Genomic DNA, 23010 nt, shown 5'->3' on the forward strand with positions numbered 1-23010 from the left:
AAATGATTTTTTAACTTTCAAATTCTAACACAATGATTACCTCTCTGGCATACCTGCTCTCTTCATATCCTTTAAGAACCACCCCAGCAATACGATACCTTTCCCGATCGAACTAATCGTAATTGCCCACCAGACGCCATTCAGACCCAGCCATCTTCCCAGCAATATCGCCATCGGTATTCGTGCGCCGGTTAACGTGATACTTACAATGGATGGAGGCAGCGTTTTTCCAAGTCCGCTGAAGGCACCCGCTGTTGTGATTTCCATACACATAAACAACTGAGAGACACCAAGAATCCGAAGATAATCCACCCCCATTGGCAACACCTCTGCTTCCTGGATAAAGACCTGAAAGATGAGCTGTGGAAAAACGATCAGAACAAAAGAACAGAACACACCCCAGGACAGCATAACAATCATGGAGAGTCGATATCCCTCCCGGATTCTATCTGTATTCTTCGCACCATGGTTCTGAGCCACAAAGCTGTTCAAAGCCGCCGCATAGCCTTCCGCAGTCATCCAGGATATGGATTCGATTTGCGAGCCTACCTTCTGGACTGCCACGGCAGCATCTCCCCAGCCTGCAATCAATCTTGCAATGACCATGGAAATGCCAGAAAACAGCATACTTTGCACAGCGGAAGGTAGCCCGATACGGAAAATTTCCATGGTATGCTGTGAAGAATAAGAATGCAGTATATGGATATTACTGAACAAGACCGTATCCCGTAGTATGGTATGCAGAAACAACAGCATAACCACCAGCTGTGCAAGAACTGTCGCAATTGCAGCCCCCGCAACACCCATTGGAGGAATTGCACCAAAGCCGAAAATAAACAGCGGATCCAGCATGATATTCAAAACAAGCCCGATACCGGTAGCGATAAAGGAGGTTCTGCTGTTCCCCATCGCTGTCAGAATCCCGGTGAATATCTGATTCATAAAAGAAAATATGACCAGACCGCAGGTAATCATCAGATACAGCTTTGCATCCTGTATGACCTGTGCGCTGTTCAGCTGAAAGAAGCCGATCATCTCATCCGCAAACACAATAGACAGAATACCGAAGCCGATGGCAAATACAATTCCCATCTGAATCGAGCTCTGTGCATAGGACGCCGCATCCTCCTTCTTCTGCGCCCCCAGCGCATGGCCGACCTTAATCTGACCACCCATCTTCGCCAATGTCGCCAGACCGTTGGACAGCCACATAAACATACCGGCTGCACCAACGGACGCAACAGCACTTGCACCGATTTTTCCAATCCATATCATATCGATCAGATTATAGGCCATCTGAATCAGACTGGTTGCCATGATTGGCAATGCCAGCGCGCTTAATGCAGGAAGAATGTTTCCCTCCAGCAAATTGATACGTGTTTTCATACGTCACCCTCTTTCAAAAGAAAGGCTTCAGACCAATCCAGTCTGAAACCACTGATTTATTGTGGATAAACGAGCTGTTCCTCGTTCCAGTCCTTCATCACCTGACCATAAGCCTTTGCATAGGCCTTCGCCTTGGCAAGATCATGATCCAGATAATTGCCACACTCCTTAGACTCCTGTGCACCTGGGATATCTCCCTCAAATCCCGCAATGAACGCCATCGTATCCTTAACCAGCTGTACCACCTGCGCCTTACTGATAGAATCTCTCGTTAGAAAATAGAATCCTGTTCTACAACCCATCGGCCCGGCATAAATGACCGCATCACTGTATACTGAATTTCTTACATAGGTAGCGAACAGATGCTCAAAGGTATGAAGACCATCGTTATCCAGATACGTGCCGTAGTTTGGCTTCACCATTCTAAGGTCATAGGTAATAATATCACCATCGATTCTTGATATATACATTCCTTTTTCCAGTATGTCATGATCAATACAAAAGCTTGTAATTTTTTCCATGTTATATTCACCTCTATGTTCCATTATAAAGGGATAAAACAAGACTGTCCAGCTGAATCCTTTTTAGAAACTGCAACAGCCAGTTATTTCTTTCTCTGTTAAGCGTTTTGCGTAGTCATGCGCTGTCAGATTTTATAATATATTCTTCTCTTTTTATATCTGGTTTAAAGGCATTCGGTAACTTCCTTCCTGAAAAAGCATATATATTTTCTGTTTTCACGTTATAATACATATAGAATAGGAAAGCGGTGCACCACATGGATGAGCAGAAATACAGCTATAATGCTATCCCACCGTGCTGCCAGAGGACAAGGTGAACATTCATGAGAACAGAAGACGAAATAATGAAGCTGCTGATCAACACAGCCGCGCAGGATGAAAGAATACGGGCGGCTTACCTGGAAGGCTCCCGTGTGAACCCGGATGTGCCCAGGCATATGTTTCAGGATTATGATGTCGTATATATTGTAAAGGAAACAGCTTCCTTTCAAAAAGATAACGGCTGGATTGATCGTTTCGGTGAACGGCTTTATATGCAGTATCCGGAAGACAGTGTCTATGATCCAGGGGATAAAGAAAACTGTTACGGGTGGCTTATGCAGTTGAGGGACGGAAACCGGATTGATCTTCATGTCTGCACACAGGATTATGCAAAGACGCACCTGGAAGCCTATCAAATACTGCTTGACAAGGATGGAATCCTCCCGCAGCCAAGTAAAAAAGCACTTCAGCAATACTGGATTCAAAAGCCTTCACAACAGCAGTTTTCCTGTACCTGCAATGAATACTGGTGGTGTTTGAATAATGTCGCGAAGGGATTAAAACGAAATGAGCTCCCCTATGCACTGGATGTTATTGACTTTACCCTGCGACCCATGCTGAAACGTCTATTGGAATGGAAAATCGGCATTTCCTATAACTTTCAAATCAGTGCCGGAAAATGCGGAAAATATATGGAACAGCTGCTGCCAGATGCTGTATATCAGACCTTTCTGGCAACCTACGCAAAAGCTGAGAGTGAGGCGCTGTGGCAGGCGGTGTTTACAATGTGTGAGCAGTTTCATGAAACAGCTATAGAAATAGGATGTCAGCTTGATCTGACCTACAATGCACGGGAGGCATTAAACAGTATGAAGTATCTGAAGGATGTCTATTTTCTGCCAAGGGGTGCTAAAGAACTGCAGGAATACATGCAGCGCTAATTCTTTTAAGAATACGGCACGCTGCAAACAAGAAAACAGGATATAAGGGAAGCGCAGAACGTATGATATAGAAGCGAAAATAAATCTCAGACATAACACTTCGAGGCTTCCTCAAGACAAATACACAGGACGATGATCTGTAGAATCACCGCCCTGCTTTTCACTATTGATTTTCTTTTAAATACACCATAACCTGATCGCTGTTTTCCGCCTGATCCAGCATATCGAAGAATTCCTGCTTATTAAACATCTCCAGAAGCTCCGCCATGGCGCACAAATGCGTCTGATTATCTGTAGCACTCAGGCTGAAAATATATTTTACCGGGTCATTGTCACGGTTTCCAAATTCGATCGCGCTGTTTAATACGCCAACCCCAAGTGCAACGGACAACGCCCCAGCTTCCGGCTTCACATGCGGCAGCGCCACATGCTTTGTGATAACGATATACGGCCCTACGATCCTTACGCTGCTAATGGTTTCCTCCACATAATTCTGCGTGATATAGCCATGCTGTACCATCGGCTCATAGGCTTTCCGCACAGCCTCCTCCCAGTTATCGGCATCCATATGCAGACGGATCAGCTCAGGCTTGACCATATCCGCAAGATGCAGGACACGTTCCTCCTGTGTAGTCGTGTCAATATGAGAGAAATACGTAATCAGCTCATTGTACAATGCATGCTCATTCTGGATATTCGCATATTTTGCTACGATCCCCATCACGACATCAACATTGGGCTGCTTTAAAAAATGACTTCCCATCTGCATGTAGACCTCGCGCATTACCTGATAGCGCTCTGCGATGGACATGACCGGACTTACCCGAATGACAGGCGCATGAATGTCTGCCCCCAAAGAAACATAGCTTGTGGAAAATATGATATCCACATGCTCCTTGATATCGTGAATATGCGAGGTTTCCAGTGGCGGTAAAAAATGCAGCTCGGGAAACATACCGGTAAGCTCGTTATAAAGAATGGCAGAGCTGCCGATTCCATTGGAACACACCACCAGTGCAGTCTTCTGCTTCGCTATTTCAAACGCTTTCTGATCGGAGTAAATGGAAGCAAAATGCATGGTCAGATATGCAATCTCTCCTGCCGGAATATCTCCACCGAAAATCACATGAAACGGCTTCATGGTTTCCTCCACAAGCTGATACAGCTCCCGGTATTCCTCCCTCACCTTGTCACACAGCGGATTGAATATCGGCAGACGGCAGAGCAGACGGTAATAGGCCGGTCGAAAATGAGAATACAGCTGAATGAAGATTTCCTCGGTATTGCGGTAATGGGCTCCGCTCAGATATTCAAAACGGGTCATGATTTTTCCGATGATATCGGAGATCAGTATACAATCCTTGGTCTCCTCATTGATATCGCCAAAGGAAATTCCCAGTATCCACGAGGAGATATAATTGATATCCGTATTTGTAATATTGTCAGTGTTCTTGTAATTCTTTAACAGCTCCACCGTAAACTCATATTCCTTCATCGAGGATATTGCTTCCATATCCAGCAACGCATGGATTTCCTCCTCTGCGTTTTTTCCACTCTGCATACGTGCCTTCAGAAAAATAAAAATATAAATAAACTCCACCAGACGGTCTTCTACAAACCGAATGTTATGCCGCTGTGCAAGCTCCGTGATCACCAGCCGTGAATAATCAAAAATATCCAGATTGAAATCGTCGATAAAGACATCGAAGATTTTAGCACTCTGTTCCTCGGCAAGTGTATAAATGACATACTTCATCATCATTCTGCGGATTTCCATTTCGGAGCCAATCAGATAATAGCCCTTGGTCCGGTTGTTTCTCACCCGGATGCCGCGCTCCTCCAGCATTTGTGTCAGTTCCTTGAAATCCAGCAGCACCGTGCTTCTGCTCACACCGAGAGAATCAATGAAATCACTCAATGACAGATACTCACTGTTCATAAACAGCATCAGATACATATAGATCTGACGTTCCTTTTTGTTCATGTAATACTGGCTGCTTTGATTCATCTCCTGAAGCAGCTCCTCAAGCTTCTGCCGTGCTTTGGAATCCAATCGAATTTCCTTCGCTGTTCCAATGGTAATGATGGGCGCATGATGCTGCCGCAGCAGATCGTTCACCTTTTCAATACGATAGGTTGCCTGACGACGGGTAATGCCGGCACTTACTTCGATATCCTTCAGAGTGAGATAAGGCTTATTGGACAGCACCTGCATGAGTGCCATGAGTTCATTATCCATACACATACCTCCCCATATTATGCTTACAACTAGATTTTATCTGAAAACGGTATCACTGACAAAGTGTTTTCGGTACAAGTTTTGTTTTGTATACGCACAAATTTTGAACTCAAAAAAAGGCGCAGCTCATCATACGCCTTTCATTGTATCATAATGGCTTTTAAAACGTTATCCCGCCGTAGTTTGCATTTCCAGTCTTGCTTCATCAATCAGCGTTCTGATTGAGCGTGCATTGGCTGCGATTTCTTCCCGGCTGCCTTTTGTGAGAAGTGAGCCGAAGCCGCAGCAGTCCACACCACGCAGCACATAATCCTTCAGATTTTTCAGATCAATTCCACCGCTCGCAAGAATCGGCATATAGGGAATCGGCGTCTTGAATACGGATACCAGTCTGGGACCATAGAAATCGGAAATCGGAAACGCCTTGATAAAGGCTGCCCCTGCTTCCAGAGCCTGAAGTGCTTCCGTTAATGTCGTGCAGCCCGGCGCATAGGGAATCTGATACCGGTTGCACATAACGGCAACCTCCCTAGAAAAATTCGGTGCTATGATAAACTGCGCATTGTGAAGGATGGCATGTCTGGCTGTTTCACTGTCAAGCACGGTTCCTGCTCCGATGATCAGACGATCCTGAAATGTCTCACGCAGAGCCTGAATCACCTCACCTGCATTGGGCAGCGTATAACTGATTTCAAGACAGCTGACGCCCCCTTCCAGACATCCGTTTGCGATTTCTATTCCCCGCTCTATCGTTTCGACACGAACGATTGCCATAGCGCCTGTTTCCGCTATGCGTTTTGTTAGCTCTGCTTTCTGCATATACGTACCTCCTGTTGTTTTAGCTTTATGCCTTTTGTACAACCTCGAAGGATATGTGATGGGTATGAAGGCAGTCCATGGCATACTTCTGTACATCATTCAGCTTCTTTCTCTGAAAGAGATAGACCGCCCCTGCGTATTGCCAGCCGGAGGGGTGCGTCACATGATCTCCTGAGAAAAAGAGCTTGACAGAGCTGCTGCTGCGAAGAATTTTTACCGCACGGATATCCCTATATTTCATGTGCCGCTGCTCTTTGGGAAGTGTCGGAAGAATCACCTCGTCGCGTTTAAATTCACATACCGGGGTGTTTTTGACAAGCCGAAAGCCATAACGGCACATGGCTTTTACAGAAAACCAGAGACCTGTGATGCTTAAGAACGCAAGCAGGAAATGTCCGGAACCGTAAACATAGATTGTCAGCAGCATAAGCAATATGGTTAAGCACAGATTCAGCAGCGTATACAGTAGCAGCTTTCCTCTGTCTTCCCGTACAATGTATTCCTTCATATCCATCATCCTTTCCCGTGTTGTTATATGAGATGGTAATACTGCAGCATCTCTTTGATTTTTTCATCATCCTGTGCACTGCATTCCAGTACCGGCTTTCTTGCCGGTCCGATTTCCGCAATCCCTGCCAGCTCTGCCGCACGCTTCATGACAACCGGTACCGTTCCCAGCTTCAATACGCCGCGCAGTACATCGATGTCCTTCTGCAATTCCTCTGCTTTTTCTGTTTCTCCATTTCGCAGTGCCCTGTCCAGCTCCACCAGTACCTCCGTTATCACATTGGAGGTTCCTGCCACAGCACCGCTTGCCCCTACTGCATAGCCATAACTGATTTTAGAATCCGAACCGATCAGCAGATCGAAATCATCCCGCTTCGCAATTTCTGCATACGCCTTCAGATTTTCTTCCTTTCCACTACTGTCCTTGATACCGCGGATGTTCTTTACCTCTGCAAGACGTCCCACGACCTCTGCGCTCAAATTGCAGCCTGTCGCCTTTGGAATGTTGTAGAGAATGATCGGAATGCTTACACTTTCCGCAACCGCTGTGAAATGCTGTACCAGTTCTTCCGCAGTCGGTGTCAGAAAATACGGTGTGATGACACTCAGTGCATCCGCACCCAGCTCCTCCATCTTCTTTGACAGACGGATGGTTTCCTTTGTGCTGCACGCCCCTGTCCCTACATATACCGGAACACGGTGATCTACCATCTGGATTACCTTTTCCGCAAATTCTATTTTTTCTGCTTCCTCAATCACATGAAACTCCCCGTTGCTTCCAAGGATAAAGATTCCCTTTACCCCCTTTGCGATCAGATGGTCGATCAGCTGCTGTGTCGCCTCATAGTTGATGCTTTGTTGCGCATCACGATGAAACGGTGTTACGATTGGTGTGATGATTCCTTCCAGCTTCATTTATCTGTCCCCGCTTTCTTTGATACTTGCGCCCAGACTGCCGCCCGGATGCCATTTCACATACTGCTGCGGTGTCAGATTCTTTGCGTTCTGTAGTAAGATGCTCAGGCTCTGCAGCATGACCATCTCTGCCAGTATAGAGGCTCTAGGCGGCTTGTTCATAGCATCCCCCTCCTGATTGACACCGGCGATCAGGGTGACGTCCCCCTGCTTTGCCAGCCAGGAATCGGCCTTTCCGGTTACTGCAATCAGCCTGGCACCATTGCTTTTCAGTGTCTCCACGGTTGCCTTCAGCTCGGTAGTCTCTCCGCTGTTGGAAATTGCAATTACGACATCTCCACTCAGCACCTGTCCCGCACTGCCATGTACCGCTTCCGTACCATGCAGCTCATAGGTTGGTGTTCCTGTGGAGGATAACAGTGATGCCGCATATCCAGCCACATGTCCCGGCTTGCCAATTCCTGTCACATGCACACGGTTATGATTTTGTTCCGCCTGCAGAATCAGTTCTCTGGCCGCAATCAGCGCCTCTGCGTCAATGCTGTCTATAAAATTTTTTAATTCGCTGGATTCGATATCCAGAAACTCCCGTATCTGTTCTTTTTCTACTGCCATATCATTACGTCCTTTCCAGTTGCTCATATTCTCTCACTGCCTGTTTTAAGCCTTCCCGCATCAGTGCTGTATCAATAGCGGAAACAAGCAGACTGCTTTCCTTTTTAAAATATTCCTGCATCGCTCTGCCACCGATAATTCCAAAGCCCAAAGCTCGTTTCAAGCAGGCATCTGCGACCTTTTGAATCATGCTGAGCTCTTCCTCATGCATGAGATCATCCGGCCTGCCCAGCGATATTGCCAAATCACAGGGACCGATCAGAACACCGTCGATTCCCTTCACATTCAGGATAGCTTCGATGTTTTCCACACCCTGCTTTGTTTCGATCTGTACGATACTCATCGTTTTCTCATTCAGCTGTTTCATATGCAGGGCATGATTTCCCCCAGGGGCATAGTGCGTATTGGCTCCCCCGGAATAGCTTCGTTTTCCCAACGGCGGATATTTGCTCCACTGTACAAGCTGCTCTGCCTGTTCAGCTGTTTCAATCATAGGCACCATCACACCGGCTGCACCGTAATCCAGAATTCTGGATACATCTGATCTTGCCAGCTGTGCAACTCTGACGATGGATGAAAGCTTTCGCATATTGCCAAGCACCATAAGATCATGCAGCTGTTCATAGGACAGGACACCATGCTCACAATCATACAAGATAAAATCCATTCCGCAATCCTGTGCCATGATGACCAGAGAAGGATGCGCCAGTGTTTTCACAAGGACACCCTTTGCTTTCTGCTGCTTAATCAGCTGTTTCAGTTCCATAGGACCTACCTCTTTTCAAAAAGAAGGACAAGGACTTTCATCCCTGCCCTATTCGTGAATCAGGCGAAGATTCCCAGAATCCAGTTCAGGAATGCTCCGATAATATTGTAATCGACGTTCGGGAAGGATGCTCCGGAAATTCCCAGACCTGCGAATGCAGGATACAGAATCAGCGGCAGACCGGTCAATGCCATACCAACGATGAAGGAACCAACCAATGCGCCCTTCCATCCGCCATAGGCATTTCCGAAGATACCGCAGGTACCACCGGAGAAGAAGCAGATACCGGCTGCCGGAATCATAATGACACTGCTGTTGCATGCAATCATGATTGCCATTGCCGCAAGACCGCCTACGAATGCTCCCACAAAGCCGATCAATACAGCTGTCGGTGCGAATGGGAAGATTGCCGGACAGTCAACTGCCGGTTTGGAGTTTGGAATATATTTCTCAGAAATTGCAACGAATGCTGCGGTGATTTCTGCAATAAACTGACGCACACCATAAATCAGGACGCTCATACCGGCCGCAAACTGCAGACCCTGCAGGAACGGATAGATAAACCAGACATCATTTCCTGCTTTTTCAAGCACGATATCCATATGACCGTTTACCACACAGGCGATGACAGCCACGTAGAACAATACAACCATGAACAGTGCTACCGAGAAGATAAAGTCACGGAATAATTCAAAGAATTTTGGCATATTAACAGTGCTGGCATCCTTCTTCTCTTCTGTGCTTTTTCCCATTTTACCGAATAATTTCCCTACATATCCGGAGAATGCGTAACCGATACAGTTAAAGTGACCCATTGCCAGGTTATCGGCGCCCGTGATTTTATTCATAAACGGCTGACAGAAGGATGGCAGTGCTGCTCCGCAGAATCCAAGCAGGATACCACCGGCGATTACCGTAAGCGGCATCGGCAGACCATTTGCAATAAAAATCAGTGCGATAACACATGCAAAGTACAGAAAGTGCTGTCCGGTAAGGAAGATTGCCTTAAATCTTGTAAATTTGGCAACGATCAGATTGACAACGAAGCCCAGCAGCATAACCAAAGCCACTTCCGTACCATAGGTATTCAATGCAAGACCTGTTGCGACCTCTACCTGCGTGGTAACTCCTTCGATTCCAAATGCTACATTGAACAAATCTGTAAATGTCTGTACAACACCTGACATTGCTGAAGATCCAATGTTGAAGACCATAAATCCGATAACTGTTTTCATCGTACCGCTGATCACATCCGTTGCGTGCTTTTTCTGCAGCAGCAGACCAATCATCGCAATCAGCCCCATAATCAATGCGGTATTTCGTGATTGCGCTAAAATCGCATCTAACATATGTTTTTCTCTCCTTTAGTTATTTTTTATACATTCCCTTGTTCATCCCTATTTTGTGGCAAGAAACTCTTCCATTTTGGATTTCATTTCCACCTTGTCCATGATATTGCGAATCCCCAGTGCATAAGGAACCTTGTCCTTTAATTCATCTGCCAGATCATCCATCGTGATAACAAGATCCCCGCTAAATCCATTCAGTGAATCCAGATTTCCATGCTCTGTCTGGATCGGATAGCCGTTTTCGCTGATGACCTGATCCGCCTTGATTTTCAACAGCATACTGGATCCCATGCCTGCACGGCAACATACTAAAGCTTTGTACATATCAGTTTCCTCCTTTTTCTATTTACTGATGTATTCCATGATTTCCTTTGCGCTCTCTGCATGTTCCAGGAGCCTGTAAAATTGAGCATCCTCAAACATTCCCGCCAGCTCAGCCAGTGCATTCAGATGTTCCATGTTATCCTTTGCACTTAAACAGAACAGATATTTCACAGGATCGTTTGCTTCATTTCCGAAGACAACCGGTGTCTTTAAGGTTGCGATACCAATGGCACTTTCCAGTGCTCCGGACTCCGGTCTGGCGTGTGGAAGTGCAACATGCTTGGTAAGAACAATATAAGGACCGTTTTCTTTAACCCCTGTAATCATGTCATCCACATAGGACGGCTTGACCTTGTGTTCGTCTATCAGCGGCTGCGCAGATTTGCGAATTGCTTCTTCCCAGTCAGCAGCTTCAATGTTCAGCCGGATCAGCTTTTCATCTGTCAGATCTTTCAGCATCATGTCACCTCCTTCACGCTTCCTCGTTTGCTTTACACCTAGATAATAAAAGAGATTCAAAAACATTTCAATCCAATTTAAGTTCAACTTTTGTTTTGGATAATGACAGGATATGAACTCTTGAAAGCCCTTTATTTATAGGCTTTTCAAAGCATTTAACCATATATTTGTAAAGTCTTATTTTTGTTTTGCGAACACACAGACTCTGTACTGAAGTTATAAAAAGCCGGTAAATAACGTGCTGCAGTGTTATCTCTATCCATACAAAAAATGTGATGTATGCAGTTGAAGCTGGCTGCTGTTGTCAGTGCTGCGACCACTGTCATCAAACTGAAGGAAGGCATTTCCCGGGAAACAGAATTCTTCGACAAAAATATACAGACATACAAAAAGGATGCAGCATATTGATATGTTACATCCTTTTTCTATTTGATTACTGATTTACTTCTGCATATTTTCTCCGCTCAGGACTCAGATTATCCACATAATAGCGGATTGTCAGACTCGCTGCGCATTTGCTTTTGTTTTTTGGCTCTACGATAAAGCCGTCACCCTCCAGCATAGCATCAAGCATAGCCTTACAGCATACATTTTGATTTCTTATGCCCGGCTCGCACTCTTCCAGCAGATCCTTCGCATTCACTTCGATGTACAGCCACTGCTTGTCATGTGCTTCCTGCTTCTTTGCCTGTAAACAGTTAAGATAATCCTGCATTGTCAGTTTTTCCATAGATATTTCTCCCTTCTGTTCTAGGATATGATAATTATTCGCCCTCATTATATCATGTTTCTATAGATAATCACAGGTTTCCGTGAAATTTTAAGCTACCTTTACAGCCTGTATGAATATGGTTTCATCCTATTTTTTCTTTCAGCTTATCAATACACCAGTTGGCCCATTTGATTTCATTTTGATAGTACATAAATCCATAGGTCATTGTCATTCCCCAGTAAAAGGATTCATTATCCTTGTGAATCTGTGCTTCGAATTCCGGAATCTTATTCAGATCTTCATTCATTTTATCAATGATATCAGAACACTCCCGTATGTATTTCTCCAGTAGGCGCATCGTCTTATCAATATCGATATTGCTGGAAAAGAATATTTTAATCAGCAGCGGATTCTTGTACTTCATGATATCCTCAAGATCCGCATCCGCCAGCCAGCGGTTAAGCTCCAGTCTTCCCTCATCAGTAATATGAAACACCTTTTTATTCGGCTTATCACTCTGATATACAATCTCACTGTCCACCCAGTTATGCTTTGTACAGGTGTTCAGCTCCTTATAGATCTGCGACGTCTGCGCATGCCAGAAAAAGGCAATGCTTGACTTAAAATAACGGTCAATATCATAACCCGTCATTTCCGCATAGTTCAACAGACCCAGAATTGCATGTTTCAGCGGCATAGGTACCCTTCTTTCTACATTTGCAGTATTCTACTATTAGAATACTATAGGAACGGCAACTTTGCAACTATATTCTTTCTTGAGAATCACCTTCGCGATTTCGTATTGATCGGATTGCATGCATGATTTTCTCATTGTTTTCCGTAATCATTGCTTGAAATTCCTTTGTTTTCTCTTTTACCATAAGTTCATAATTATCAATGAGACCCTGTGTTATTTCCTTCATATCAATCTCATTCAGCTTTGCGACTGGAGAAGAAATTCTAACCGTATCCGCCATTTTCTGAAGCGTCTTGTTTGGCTGCAGCTCCTTGACCTTATCCATAATCAGCTTAGTCTTACGGCGGTCGATCAAATCCTGCAGGGTGATGGTCGCCATTTCCTCCTCCGGAATATCCTCAAACAGCGATACATACCGGGATACATCCACAAGCATCAGCTTATACAGCTCTTCCATGGAACAGCCGCTGTCAAAATACTCGTCCATTTTAGCGACAACCCTCTGCACCCGTTCCTCCTTCAGATTCATGAAGAAATCATTGATGAAATGATAGAAGAACTTCGGCATAACCGTTTTCTTCTCCGCCATAACATAGGCATTGTCCCGAAAATCCATCGCATACAAATTGTGGTTGTGATACAGCTCCTCCATGTTTGTGCATGGATAACAGGAACGCACATAAACCGGTTCTTTTAAATTTTCAAAAAACGCTGAAACGCAGTCATTCTCATTCTCAAAAATCAGCAGCTTTTCCAGAAATTCCGGATCCTTGGCACGCTGTTCATACAGGGAAAGAATCGGCTTTGTGATCCCCGGTGCATTAAAGCTTACCACCTTTACCAGGTAATCCTGCAGCTCTTTTTTCATTGTCAAGGCAACATACAGCGACAGATTGCCGCCCTTGGAATGTCCGCACATATAAAAGGGTTTTTGTATATCTGTTTTCTGTATCTGGTGCAGTGTAAGAATCTGTTGCCAGGTGGGGTCCTTCAAAAACATACGGAAGTTGTCCTTCCAGTCCTGCCATCCGGTTTTGTGATGTACATCATCCAGCTTTTCACTTCCGCGGAAAGCAAATATCAAAGCATCCTCCATCTCAAATGTATAATACACAACACCGCTGTCTGCGTTATCGTTATACCATTCCTTTACTGTCATATGCGCATATTCGTCCGGGTTGATCTGACGGACAAGCTTCATGTTGTTTTGGAAATCTGGATACTGACCGTAATCCTGCATCAGCTGCTCATCCTCCTGTATATGCCGAATCATATCCGAAACCGGTATGTTCACCGCATAGGTATCAAAATAGGAAAGAAGAGAAAGCTCATAAAATGTTTTTTCACATAGCATCGTCATCACCCTCACTTTTTTCATCATTATAAAACTTTTCTTAAGAATTACAAGAGTTCTTTCCTTTTTTTAAGAATTACGATACACTGTAGAAAATGGAGGAAGGCATGAAAAAAAACGTTCGAAAACGCAAGAAAAAGAAAACCAACCGCTATATTCCCATACTTGCCAGCGGACTTCTGATTGCCCTGACGGTTCTGGTTATCTCATGGGTTTTCTCTGCCAGAAGGACCTATACGGTTGTAATCCTGAAAGAAGGTGCCGAGCAGGAGTATGCACAATACCATTCTCTGGCGCAGGCAAAGGAAGAAATGCTGACGCAGACAAAACGAGCGGAAAAACAAAATGCAGGTATCCGCTATGATCATAAGCTGATTGCGATCGGTTATGGTGTCGTACAATTTCAAAGAAAGGACTGTACGCTCAACACCTCCTACCGTATGGCAGAAACAGAGGAAACAGGCTATACAAACGGCTGCTATGGAAATGATGCCGCCTTTGTCGATATCAGTGACGACGGAAACGAAGTACGGTTTCGTCAGGCAGGAGTGGATGGCTGGGCAGCTGTCGATGAAGTCACCTTACATAATTATTATGACGAAAATGATGTGGCGTCCATCAATCACTATACTGCAACATCTCATCTGTTAACGCATAAAATAACAACGAATATAGCAGAATCCAGCTACGCCAATGAGCTGTCCATGGGAGAAACAGGGCTGAAGGATCACGCCTATTACAGCTATGACGGTCATTATTTTTATTCCACCTTTGAAGATATGATTGATGATTATCGTAAGGGAAGTCATGAAAGAGCCGCAAATAAAGAAGCCTTTTACAATTACTATCAGTTTCTGCCGCATCGCAGCATCAGCCGCTATGCAGCGGACGATATCAACTGGTATGTGGAAAACTATCTCGGCTTTGCGTCCTCCTCGCAGTCTCTTCTGTATGACAGCGGCGCCTGGTTTATAGAGGCGCAGAAGCGTTATGGCACAAATGCCATCATGATGTTCGCACTGGCAATGAACGAAAGTGATTTTGGACGAAGTGCAATTGCACGGGAAAAGAAAAATCTGTTCGGTCATGCAGCGTATGATGATTCCCCCTCACAAAGCGCCTCCGGCTATAAAAGCGTAAGGGAAAGCATCCTTGCGCATGCGGAAAAGTACCTGCAAAACAGTTATCTCAATCCGTTGAGCGATCTGTATCATGGAGGGTTCTTCGGCGATAAGGCAGGCGGCATGAATGTACGCTATGCCTCGGACCCCTACTGGGGAGAAAAGGCTGCGGATTTTTATCGGACCTTCGATATGGTGATGCAGGGAAGGGACCGTGACATTTCCTACCTTGTCAGTGAACAGCCAGTCACCGTATATTCCTCAAAGAAAAAAGACACTGTACTGTATAGGGCAGGAGCTGTTCCTTGCTCTCATCTTGTATTGAAGCAGGAGGATGGATGGTTTCAGGTGCGCAGCGATGGTCCTGTCCATAACGGAACGCTACAGAAAAACAGCAGCGCCTATGGATTGAAAAACGCCTATGGATTTATACAGGAGGACTTGACGAACCAAATCCGTATACTACAATAAAGAGAGAAAAGGCGGAAGCCTTTCTGAAAGGAGAAGCTATGAATAAAAAAGGACTGTTATTTGATTTTAACGGAACGATGTTTTTTGATTCTGAAAAGCATAAGGAAGCATGGGATGTATTTTCTCAGAAATATCGCGGATGTCCGATTTCAGATTATGAGCTGGATCATACCCATGGGAAGACAAACAAGAAAATCATCGAGCTGCTGCTCGGCGACATGCGTGATGAGGAGAGTGAAAAGCTGTCCAAAGCAAAGGAAGCGCTGTATCGCGAGTGCTGTATCAATGATCCGAAGATGTTTCATTTAGTGGACGGTCTGGAGGATGTACTGGATAATCTGAAAGAGCTGCAGATACCAATGACCATCTGTTCAGCATCCATTAAGGATAATATTGATTTCTTTATTTCTTCCTTTCACCTTGACCGCTGGTTTGATATTGATAAGATCATTTATGACGACGGCACCCATGTCGATAAGATATCTATGTTTCATGAAGGTGCTCAGGCAATCGGAGTAAAGCTGGAGGACTGTATGATTATTGAAGATTCTCTATCCGGTCTTGATTTTGCATATCGCTGTCAGCCGGGCAGACTGATTGCGATTACCACGCCGGAGCGAAAAGCTGCATATGAGAAAATTGCAGGTGTTCATGCAGTCATCCATGATTTTCGCAATTTTGATACCTCTTTCTTTTTAAAGTAAATATTTCCAATATAAATAGGTAAATTTTGACAAATGTTAAAAAAAAGTTGATTTTACATATAAAATAGGTTATATTAACTATGTTAGTGTTATCAGCTGGCTTACTCTTTCTTCCCCCACCCATATAGGTAAGTCAGTATATCTTCCCCCAGATCGATAACACTAACACTTTTTTTATGTCATGATATACCCGACATTGCATATCGTACTTTTCAAAGCAATCGTCGTTACTTTATAATTTCACACCGTCATACAGAAAAAGGCTCAAGCTGTTTCCTTTCGTTAGGATACTCTTAAGCTTTTTTCCAGTTTGAAACAGGCAAAGAGGCGTATGCCATATTATCGCCTGTGCATACAATGTTTACAGAGGTAGCAGTGCCGCCGCTGCCTCATCAAGAATAACAGTGACATGCGGATGCAGCTGAAAGATAGATACCGGAAATTCCATTGTGACAGGATCCATGAATGCTTTCTTTGCTGTTTCGGCTTTTTCCTTTCCGCTTAGCAGAAATATAATATTTTTTGCGGACATAATTGTTTTTGGCCCCATCGTAATATAATACTCCGGTATCCGGGATGTATCCTCACTGTGGAAGTCATGATGCAGCAGCTTACGGGAATACTCTCTCAGATATGGTGTTTCATCTGTTCGCACAAGCCGTGTTCCTGCGTTCCAGCTGTCAAAGGTACCCGGTTGATTTCCACAGAAGTGGCCATTCTTCCCGATTCCCATAATCACAAGATCTAAGCCTCCCTGCTTCTGTATATCCTTATCAAAGGTTTTATAATTTTCCATATTCAAATCGTGAATATGATCCGGCGCAACCTCTGCGGCGTGGAAATATTTTTCATCCAGACTGATTTGACAAACGGATATTTCTTTCTCATGACGTTCATCCTGAATCCAGAATTCATCAAAGATATAGTAATGCACCGGATCAAACCACGGCCGGCCATGCACCTGTTTGGCAAGCAGTCGATATCCCTGTATACAGGTGCTTCCGGTTGTGATAGCGATATTGGTACGTTCTTTTTCAGTATGCATGTGCTTCAGCATCAGCTGAGCCATAACCTGACTCAGTTCCTCATAATCTCTGGTAACAATAAATTTCATAGCATTCTCCTTTTCCGTAATATTCGCAGCTGCCGTATGAACTGAAATGCGGATGTACCTGTCACAGTAAGCGCCAGTGTAACTACAACAGGATTCTGATATGTCTGATTCCATAAGATAAGCAGTGGGAAGGCAATGAGAAATCCGCTGATAATAAGCAGCTTATGATGTTGTCTGCGCGATATATCCATCTGCTTCGGCAGTCGTTTCACACAGGAAAGCCGTGGCAGAAAAACACGATGTTCATATAGCTTCAGCAGTACTGCCAGCATACAGCCTGCTGAGACAGCCAGCCAAAGCGGTAGCGAAAGTCCCAGCGCAGCACCGCAAAGCGCAGTACCGGCAAACAAAGCCCCGTGCAATACCTGAAATATACCGCACTGCTCTGCGGGAATGTGATAAAGCTTATGATGCTTGGTATCCTCGATATATTGACAGTCCTGTTCAAAGCGGTGTACACGCAGCATTACAGCAGCTCTTTGATTCTGCCTGCGGCAGCTTCATCCAGAACGACTGTCACATCCGGATGCAGCTGAAAAAATGGATACCGGAAAATCTTCACTGATAGGTCCGAAAAACGCTCGTTTCACTGCCTCTGCCTTTTGTTCTCCACTCATCAGGAAGACAATACTTTTCGCAGCCATGACTGTTTTCGGCCCCATGGAAATATAATGATTCGGAATACGTGCTGTATCGTCGCTATGTAAATCCTCCTTCAACAGCTGCAGCAGCAGTTCTTCTACAAGCGGTGTCGCATGTCTGTCAATACGATGGGTACCCGTATTCCAGTTATCAAAGGTTCCCGGCTGATTTCCACAAAAATGGCCATTGCTTCCAACTCCCATAATTATCAAATCCAAACCGCCAACCTGCTGTATATCCTCATCAAAGGTGTCCGCGTTACTCTCATCCAGATTGTGAATATGACTCTCCTCTACATCCGCAAGATCAAAGTATTTGTAGTCCAGGCTGGCACGGCAGATACCTTTTGGATCATCCTTATACCAGAATTCATCAAAAATGTAGTAATGCACATTGTTGAAATATGCCTTCCCCTTCGTCTGTTCAGCCAGGATTTGATATCCGCGAACTGGCGTTTTGCCCGTTGTGATAGAAATATTGACACGCTCCTTGTCGCTATGCATATGCTTCAGCATTAGCTGTGCCATAACATTGCTTACTTCTTCATGATCCTTTGTAATTATAAATCTCATACATTCACCGGCAGTTTATTGAAACTGCCTTTTCCTTTCCGCTGATACTGGGGAATCAGCATCCCGTTTACAAAAGCTCCCTTATTTCAGATGCCGCTGCTTCGTCCAAAAGCACGCTTACATGTGGATGAAGCTGGAAAACAGATACCGGAAAATCCATAGTGACCGGACCGAAGAATGCCCTGCGTACCGTCTCAGCCTTTCCTTTCCCTGAGAAAATCATGACAATATTTTTTGCATCCATAATCGTCTTCGGCCCCATCGTGAGGTAATGATCAGGGATTCTCGACACATCATCACTGTGAATGTCATCCTTCAACAGAAATTCCAGCAGCTGATTCACCTGCGGCGTACAGTAGCGGTCAATGCTGTGGCAGCCCTGATTCCAGTTTGTAAAGGTACCCGGATGGTTCCCGCAGAAATGACCATCCGTACCGATTCCCATAAGAACCATATCCATGCCGCCAATCTGTTGTATCGCCGCATCAAAGCTGTCCACGGTTTCATCCCGCAGAGTATGAATTCTCTCTTCCGGGATACTGGCTGCCTGAAAGAATTTTAAATCCATGCTCATTTTATTTACGGGAATATCCATATCCTGAGTTCCCGGCTCCTTTGCATACCAGAACTCATCCACCACATAGTAATGGACATGTTCAAAATACGGCTTGTCTTTCACCAGGGGAGCCAGTATTTGATATGCCTGTACGGGCGTCGTGCCGGTTGTCACGCAAATATTGACGCGAGGCCGGTCTGTGTGCATATGCTTCAGCATGGTGGATGAAATCACCTGACTCAGCTCATCATAATCCTTTGTTATAACAAATCGCATGCTTATTTCCTCCTTTCCTTCATATCTTTATCTTCATTATAAATACTCTGATGACAGGGCAGGGAAGTGTCGACACTTTGAACACTTATTCCCATCATTCTGGCAGTTGCCGGCTTTCTTTTTTCATGTTCTCTTGATTGAAATTCATATATTAGCAGCATAGCTCAATACTAACAGCAGAACCTGATACCTTTTACTTCATGAGGGCAGGTCTAAAGACGCATTCGCTGACGATATTTCCTGCCTATGTATCGAAAGTGTCGACACATTACATATGGCGTCCGTTTCCCTTTAATATAAAAGTGGAAAGATTGGGTGCAGAAAGGAGCCGCAATGAGTAGAGAAACAAAAAATGAAGTTTATGAATTTATTGTAAAATGCACATTTGAATTTTGCAGCAATCAGCTGCTGAAATGTGATTCCAGCTACTTAAGCAAGCGCCTGAACATTTCTCGTTCGCTTGCCTCACAGTATCTGAATGAATTTTACAGAGACGGTATCTTTCTGAAGGTTCAAACACGACCGGTTTATTTTCTGGATCGGCATACACTTGAAAGTGTATATCAGATCAAGCTGGAAAATAATGAATTTTACGATGAAAAGGAGCTGACTGATCAGTTTGGTAGGTCTTTGCGAACAAAACGAAGCTTTCTGAAGGCTGTTGGACATGATACCTCTCTCAGTGAATGTATTCTGCAGTGCCAGTCTGCTATTAAATACCCGCCAAACGGTTTGCCAATCCTCCTTTACGGGGAACGCGGCGTGGGCAAGACCTTCTTCACACGCCTGATTTACCAGTATGCTATCGAAGAATCGCTAATAGACAAAGATGCCAGACTGGTCTTCTTTAATGAAAGTCAGTATGAGGAAAGCAATGGCAGGGAAAAGGATGTACAAATCATCTTCGGGACTTATCTGGACAACGGCTCGCAGAAATATCTAGGTGGTTTGATTGCCAGAGCAAAAAATGGAATTCTGGTCATAGAGAATGTTGAGCGGCTTTCACCACAGTGCTACTTTCTATTGATTCAGTACATGCAAAGTGGTGAATATACCATTTCCTCAGGAAAACAGGGAAAGGTATTTAAGTCCAGAACCCGTATTATCTTTACCAGCTGTATAGACTCAAAGCAGAATATACATAACGCTTTCTTTCACAGCATACCGATTATCTGTCATATCCCAAGCCTTCAAAACAGGCCGATAGAAGATAAGGAAATGCTGATCATTGAATTTTTCAAAGAGGAAGGCTTGCGGTTGAAGAAAAATATTCTCATTTCCAGCAAGGCGTTTATCGCCCTGGTGAATCATACCTATGAAAACAATATTGAGGAATTATCAACCTGCATACAGTCGAGCTGTGCAAATGCCTATCTGTCACACGATGTATCGGATGATCTGCACATATATCTGTATCATCTTCCGGTATCTATTATCAATTCTTTGACTCTTGATAAAAGCAATAGTGAAGAGGAATACATGATTGATATCTGCAAATATCTGCCGCAGACAAAAAATGGAAGAATCATTGATTTCTTCGATTTTATTGTGACTGCCTATCGGGAATATGAAAAGGGAAGCATCGATCTGAAGCTGTTTCTTGAACGCTGCATTGATAACATGAATGTCTATTATGACTATATCGTATTTGAGCATAAATATTACAATGCACGCGTTCGTGCCTATGAAAAAGCGGTTTTGGATGTATTTGAACATATGCTGGACCGTTATGATATCTACATACCATCCAATTGTGCTTTCGTTGTTGCACGCGTTATTTACAGCTATATGCAGATGTTTTCTTCCATCCGCAGCTATGAGGTGCAGCATGCCGAAGAAATCAGTAAGGTCATTCATCTGTTAAAGGAGCATTATCCCACAGGCTATCGAAGCGCCATGGAAATCATGACCAAGATACGACAGACAATTGATGTGGAAATCAATGATATGAATCTGATATTTCTGATTTTGAATATTCAGTTTTATAACCGTTCCATTGATAAATACCGTTACAACTGCATTATTATCTCACATGGCTATTCCACTGCCTCTTCCATAGCAGATGCTGCGAACAAGCTGATTGGAAGCCACATTATGGAAGGAATTGATATGCCGGTTAGTACATCCATGGACGACATTGTCATGAAGCTGAGAAAATATATTAACGACAACAGTATACGAAAGGATTTGATTCTGCTTGTGGATATGGGATCTCTGGAGAATATAGGTACACAGCTGATTGAAGAATGCGGCATCAATATCGGAATCATCAACAATGTTTCCACCCGAATGGCCTTGCATGTGGCCGGAGAGATTCGCAGAAATGTAGAAATGAAGGAAATATTGAGCAAGGTAAGCAGAGAAACCGTATGTGAATATAAAATATTCAGCAATATCAATCGCAAAAAAGCAATCATATTTACCTCGGAAACAGGAATGGAAGCAATCGAGCGTGTTGTTCAGCTTTTTAAAAACAGCATGCCCCGACAGATTGATATCAGTATTTTCGCCTATGACTGTCTCAGCCTACAGAAAAACAAGGAACAGGATGATATATTCAAGCTGTATGATGTTTTGTTCATTGTCACAACAACACGCTTAGACATACGCAATGTTTCCAGCGTACCGATGGAGGATGTTATTGCATTCAAGGATGTGGACAGTATAACCTCAACACTGAACAGCTACTTCACAAAGAATGAGCAAGAGCAGTTTAACCGAAATCTCATCAAGAATTTCACATTGGAAAATGTCATGAATTACCTGACCGTACTCAATGCAGATAAACTGATCACCTTTATTGAAGAAGCACTGGATCACCTTCAGGAGCTGCTGGGTATGCTGATCGCCAATGAAACTATGGTTGGTATGTACATTCATATTTCCTGTATTATAGAACGGCTTGTCATGAAAAATAAAATCGCCCGGAAGGAACGTGGTTACTCTTTGGATGTAGAACAGAAACGGTTTCAGAAAATGTTCAACGACAGCTTTGCCAGAATTATGGATTACTACAAGGTGGACATCCCTGTGAGTGAAATTTTATATATGTATGATTATATATTCAAAAAGTAATGCCTGAACCATGCGGAGGCCTGAGCTCACCACCGTATGTACAATAAGGAAAGAAAGGAGAGATTTATATGATCAGTTTGTTTCGAATTGATTTTCGCTTACTACATTACCAGACTTCACAGGTGTGGCCGAAAAAACTGGATATCAATATGATCGTTGTTGCCAATGATGCAGTGATACAGGACCCTCTGCGTATGAGTTTGATGAAAATGTCTGCTCCGGCAAACTGCGGTTTGAAGATTCTATCTGTGGAAAAAGCAGGGTTGTTTCTCATGGATCCTAAAAACGAGCGTCGAAGAATTGAGTTGCTTGTGGAAACACCGAAGGACGCCTTGCGAATCATCCGCAGTGTACCCGGAATACAGCATCTGAATGTAGCACTTATGAAAGGCGGACCGGGTAAGAAGATGGTATGTCCTTCTCTGGCTTTTGCCCCTGAGGATTATGATGACCTTCGCAGTATCGTAGACCTCGGCGTGAAAGCGGAATCCTATGTTACACCGGATGAACGTCCGGTATCCATTACGAAGTATTTATAAGAAAGAGAAAAAGGAAACAGCAAATCTTTATCTATGTTGTTTCGTTAAAATTTACTCGCAGAAAGCGGGAGAATG

Annotated in this window: 24 protein-coding genes; 6 read left to right on the plus strand and 18 right to left on the minus strand. The window is 44.1% G+C overall.

Features of this window, described 5'->3' with window-relative positions; all coding sequences use genetic code 11:
• Nucleotides 1–36 precede the first annotated feature (36 nt).
• Nucleotides 37–1386, minus strand: coding sequence for an MATE family efflux transporter (locus ACG3M1_RS22005; RefSeq protein WP_055200399.1), 1350 nt, complete (start codon nucleotides 1384–1386; stop codon nucleotides 37–39).
• 56 nt (nucleotides 1387–1442) lie between these two features.
• Complete coding sequence (locus ACG3M1_RS22010; protein WP_008816272.1) at nucleotides 1443–1907, minus strand: S-ribosylhomocysteine lyase; 465 nt, start codon at nucleotides 1905–1907, stop codon at nucleotides 1443–1445.
• 323 nt (nucleotides 1908–2230) lie between these two features.
• Between ACG3M1_RS22010 and ACG3M1_RS22015 the strand changes: the two genes are divergently transcribed.
• Entirely contained in the window at nucleotides 2231–3109 is an 879-nt protein-coding gene (locus ACG3M1_RS22015; protein ID WP_055200401.1) for an aminoglycoside 6-adenylyltransferase, read from the plus strand.
• Nucleotides 3110–3272: 163 nt separating this feature from the next.
• Here ACG3M1_RS22015 and ACG3M1_RS22020 read toward each other — a convergent pair whose 3' ends face one another.
• The 9 genes from ACG3M1_RS22020 to ACG3M1_RS22060 all read right to left on the minus strand — a co-directional run bounded on the left by ACG3M1_RS22020 (nucleotide 3273) and on the right by ACG3M1_RS22060 (nucleotide 11105).
• Nucleotides 3273–5348, minus strand: coding sequence for a BglG family transcription antiterminator (locus ACG3M1_RS22020; protein WP_395814609.1), 2076 nt, complete (start codon nucleotides 5346–5348; stop codon nucleotides 3273–3275).
• A gap of 168 nt (nucleotides 5349–5516) precedes the next feature.
• Nucleotides 5517–6167 carry a ketohydroxyglutarate aldolase gene (locus tag ACG3M1_RS22025; RefSeq protein ID WP_002606451.1) on the minus strand — a complete coding sequence of 217 codons (651 nt, stop codon included), beginning with the start codon at nucleotides 6165–6167 and terminating at the stop codon, nucleotides 5517–5519.
• 25 nt (nucleotides 6168–6192) lie between these two features.
• Nucleotides 6193–6675 (minus strand): hypothetical protein, encoded by a 483-nt coding sequence (locus ACG3M1_RS22030; RefSeq protein ID WP_055200439.1) that lies wholly within the window; start codon nucleotides 6673–6675, stop codon nucleotides 6193–6195.
• A 23-nt stretch (nucleotides 6676–6698) separates the two neighbouring features.
• Nucleotides 6699–7589 carry a 4-hydroxy-tetrahydrodipicolinate synthase gene (gene dapA / locus ACG3M1_RS22035; RefSeq protein WP_395814613.1) on the minus strand — a complete coding sequence of 297 codons (891 nt, stop codon included), beginning with the start codon at nucleotides 7587–7589 and terminating at the stop codon, nucleotides 6699–6701.
• The gene (locus ACG3M1_RS22040) at nucleotides 7590–8204 is read right to left on the minus strand and encodes a KpsF/GutQ family sugar-phosphate isomerase (protein ID WP_055200441.1); all 615 of its coding nucleotides are present in this window, start codon (nucleotides 8202–8204) and stop codon (nucleotides 7590–7592) included.
• Between the two features lie 4 nt (nucleotides 8205–8208).
• Nucleotides 8209–8970, minus strand: coding sequence for an HpcH/HpaI aldolase family protein (locus tag ACG3M1_RS22045; RefSeq protein ID WP_054343661.1), 762 nt, complete (start codon nucleotides 8968–8970; stop codon nucleotides 8209–8211).
• 59 nt (nucleotides 8971–9029) lie between these two features.
• The gene (locus tag ACG3M1_RS22050; protein ID WP_395814616.1) at nucleotides 9030–10319 is read right to left on the minus strand and encodes a PTS ascorbate transporter subunit IIC; all 1290 of its coding nucleotides are present in this window, start codon (nucleotides 10317–10319) and stop codon (nucleotides 9030–9032) included.
• Between the two features lie 48 nt (nucleotides 10320–10367).
• Entirely contained in the window at nucleotides 10368–10643 is a 276-nt protein-coding gene (locus ACG3M1_RS22055) for a PTS sugar transporter subunit IIB (RefSeq protein WP_002606457.1), read from the minus strand.
• Between the two features lie 18 nt (nucleotides 10644–10661).
• A complete protein-coding gene (locus ACG3M1_RS22060; protein ID WP_224720944.1) occupies nucleotides 10662–11105 on the minus strand; it encodes a PTS sugar transporter subunit IIA in 444 nt (147 codons plus the stop codon).
• A gap of 276 nt (nucleotides 11106–11381) precedes the next feature.
• Here ACG3M1_RS22060 and ACG3M1_RS22065 point away from each other — a divergent pair, with 276 nt between their 5' ends.
• Nucleotides 11382–11510, plus strand: coding sequence for a hypothetical protein (locus ACG3M1_RS22065; protein WP_021420208.1), 129 nt, complete (start codon nucleotides 11382–11384; stop codon nucleotides 11508–11510).
• A gap of 25 nt (nucleotides 11511–11535) precedes the next feature.
• On the opposite strand, the gene ACG3M1_RS22070 is transcribed toward ACG3M1_RS22065, so the two are convergent.
• The 3 genes from ACG3M1_RS22070 to ACG3M1_RS22080 all read right to left on the minus strand — a co-directional run bounded on the left by ACG3M1_RS22070 (nucleotide 11536) and on the right by ACG3M1_RS22080 (nucleotide 13892).
• Entirely contained in the window at nucleotides 11536–11832 is a 297-nt protein-coding gene (locus tag ACG3M1_RS22070) for a hypothetical protein (RefSeq protein WP_002606459.1), read from the minus strand.
• Between the two features lie 124 nt (nucleotides 11833–11956).
• On the minus strand, nucleotides 11957–12511 hold the full coding sequence (locus tag ACG3M1_RS22075) for a PadR family transcriptional regulator (protein ID WP_002606460.1): 555 nt from the start codon (nucleotides 12509–12511) through the stop codon (nucleotides 11957–11959).
• Between the two features lie 67 nt (nucleotides 12512–12578).
• Nucleotides 12579–13892: an Mbeg1-like protein gene (locus ACG3M1_RS22080; RefSeq protein ID WP_227761271.1), complete on the minus strand. Its 1314-nt coding sequence runs from the start codon at nucleotides 13890–13892 to the stop codon at nucleotides 12579–12581.
• Nucleotides 13893–13972: 80 nt separating this feature from the next.
• On the opposite strand from ACG3M1_RS22080, the gene ACG3M1_RS22085 reads away from it, so the two are divergent.
• On the plus strand, nucleotides 13973–15457 hold the full coding sequence (locus ACG3M1_RS22085; protein WP_395814619.1) for a glucosaminidase domain-containing protein: 1485 nt from the start codon (nucleotides 13973–13975) through the stop codon (nucleotides 15455–15457).
• A gap of 38 nt (nucleotides 15458–15495) precedes the next feature.
• Complete coding sequence (locus tag ACG3M1_RS22090; RefSeq protein WP_008816262.1) at nucleotides 15496–16161, plus strand: HAD family hydrolase; 666 nt, start codon at nucleotides 15496–15498, stop codon at nucleotides 16159–16161.
• 361 nt (nucleotides 16162–16522) lie between these two features.
• Here ACG3M1_RS22090 and ACG3M1_RS22095 read toward each other — a convergent pair whose 3' ends face one another.
• From ACG3M1_RS22095 to ACG3M1_RS22110, 4 genes are all read right to left on the minus strand, one after another.
• The gene (locus ACG3M1_RS22095; RefSeq protein WP_008816261.1) at nucleotides 16523–17275 is read right to left on the minus strand and encodes a 6-phosphogluconolactonase; all 753 of its coding nucleotides are present in this window, start codon (nucleotides 17273–17275) and stop codon (nucleotides 16523–16525) included.
• The gene (locus ACG3M1_RS22100; protein WP_008816260.1) at nucleotides 17272–17742 is read right to left on the minus strand and encodes a hypothetical protein; all 471 of its coding nucleotides are present in this window, start codon (nucleotides 17740–17742) and stop codon (nucleotides 17272–17274) included. The genes ACG3M1_RS22095 and ACG3M1_RS22100 overlap by 4 nt, the downstream gene beginning before the upstream one ends.
• A gap of 33 nt (nucleotides 17743–17775) precedes the next feature.
• Complete coding sequence (locus ACG3M1_RS22105) at nucleotides 17776–18489, minus strand: 6-phosphogluconolactonase (RefSeq protein ID WP_022300097.1); 714 nt, start codon at nucleotides 18487–18489, stop codon at nucleotides 17776–17778.
• Between the two features lie 67 nt (nucleotides 18490–18556).
• Entirely contained in the window at nucleotides 18557–19321 is a 765-nt protein-coding gene (locus tag ACG3M1_RS22110) for a 6-phosphogluconolactonase (protein WP_008816258.1), read from the minus strand.
• A 333-nt stretch (nucleotides 19322–19654) separates the two neighbouring features.
• Between ACG3M1_RS22110 and ACG3M1_RS22115 the strand changes: the two genes are divergently transcribed.
• Nucleotides 19655–22396, plus strand: coding sequence for a sigma 54-interacting transcriptional regulator (locus ACG3M1_RS22115; protein WP_009269998.1), 2742 nt, complete (start codon nucleotides 19655–19657; stop codon nucleotides 22394–22396).
• A 68-nt stretch (nucleotides 22397–22464) separates the two neighbouring features.
• Nucleotides 22465–22935, plus strand: a complete 471-nt coding sequence (locus ACG3M1_RS22120; protein ID WP_002606469.1) for a PTS system mannose/fructose/N-acetylgalactosamine-transporter subunit IIB — start codon at nucleotides 22465–22467, stop codon at nucleotides 22933–22935.
• The last annotated feature ends 75 nt before the right edge of the window (nucleotides 22936–23010 follow it).

It is taken from the genome of Clostridium sp. 10cd*, from assembly GCF_044336395.1.
Taxonomy (GTDB): domain Bacteria; phylum Bacillota_I; class Bacilli_A; order Erysipelotrichales; family Erysipelotrichaceae; genus Clostridium_AQ; species Clostridium_AQ innocuum.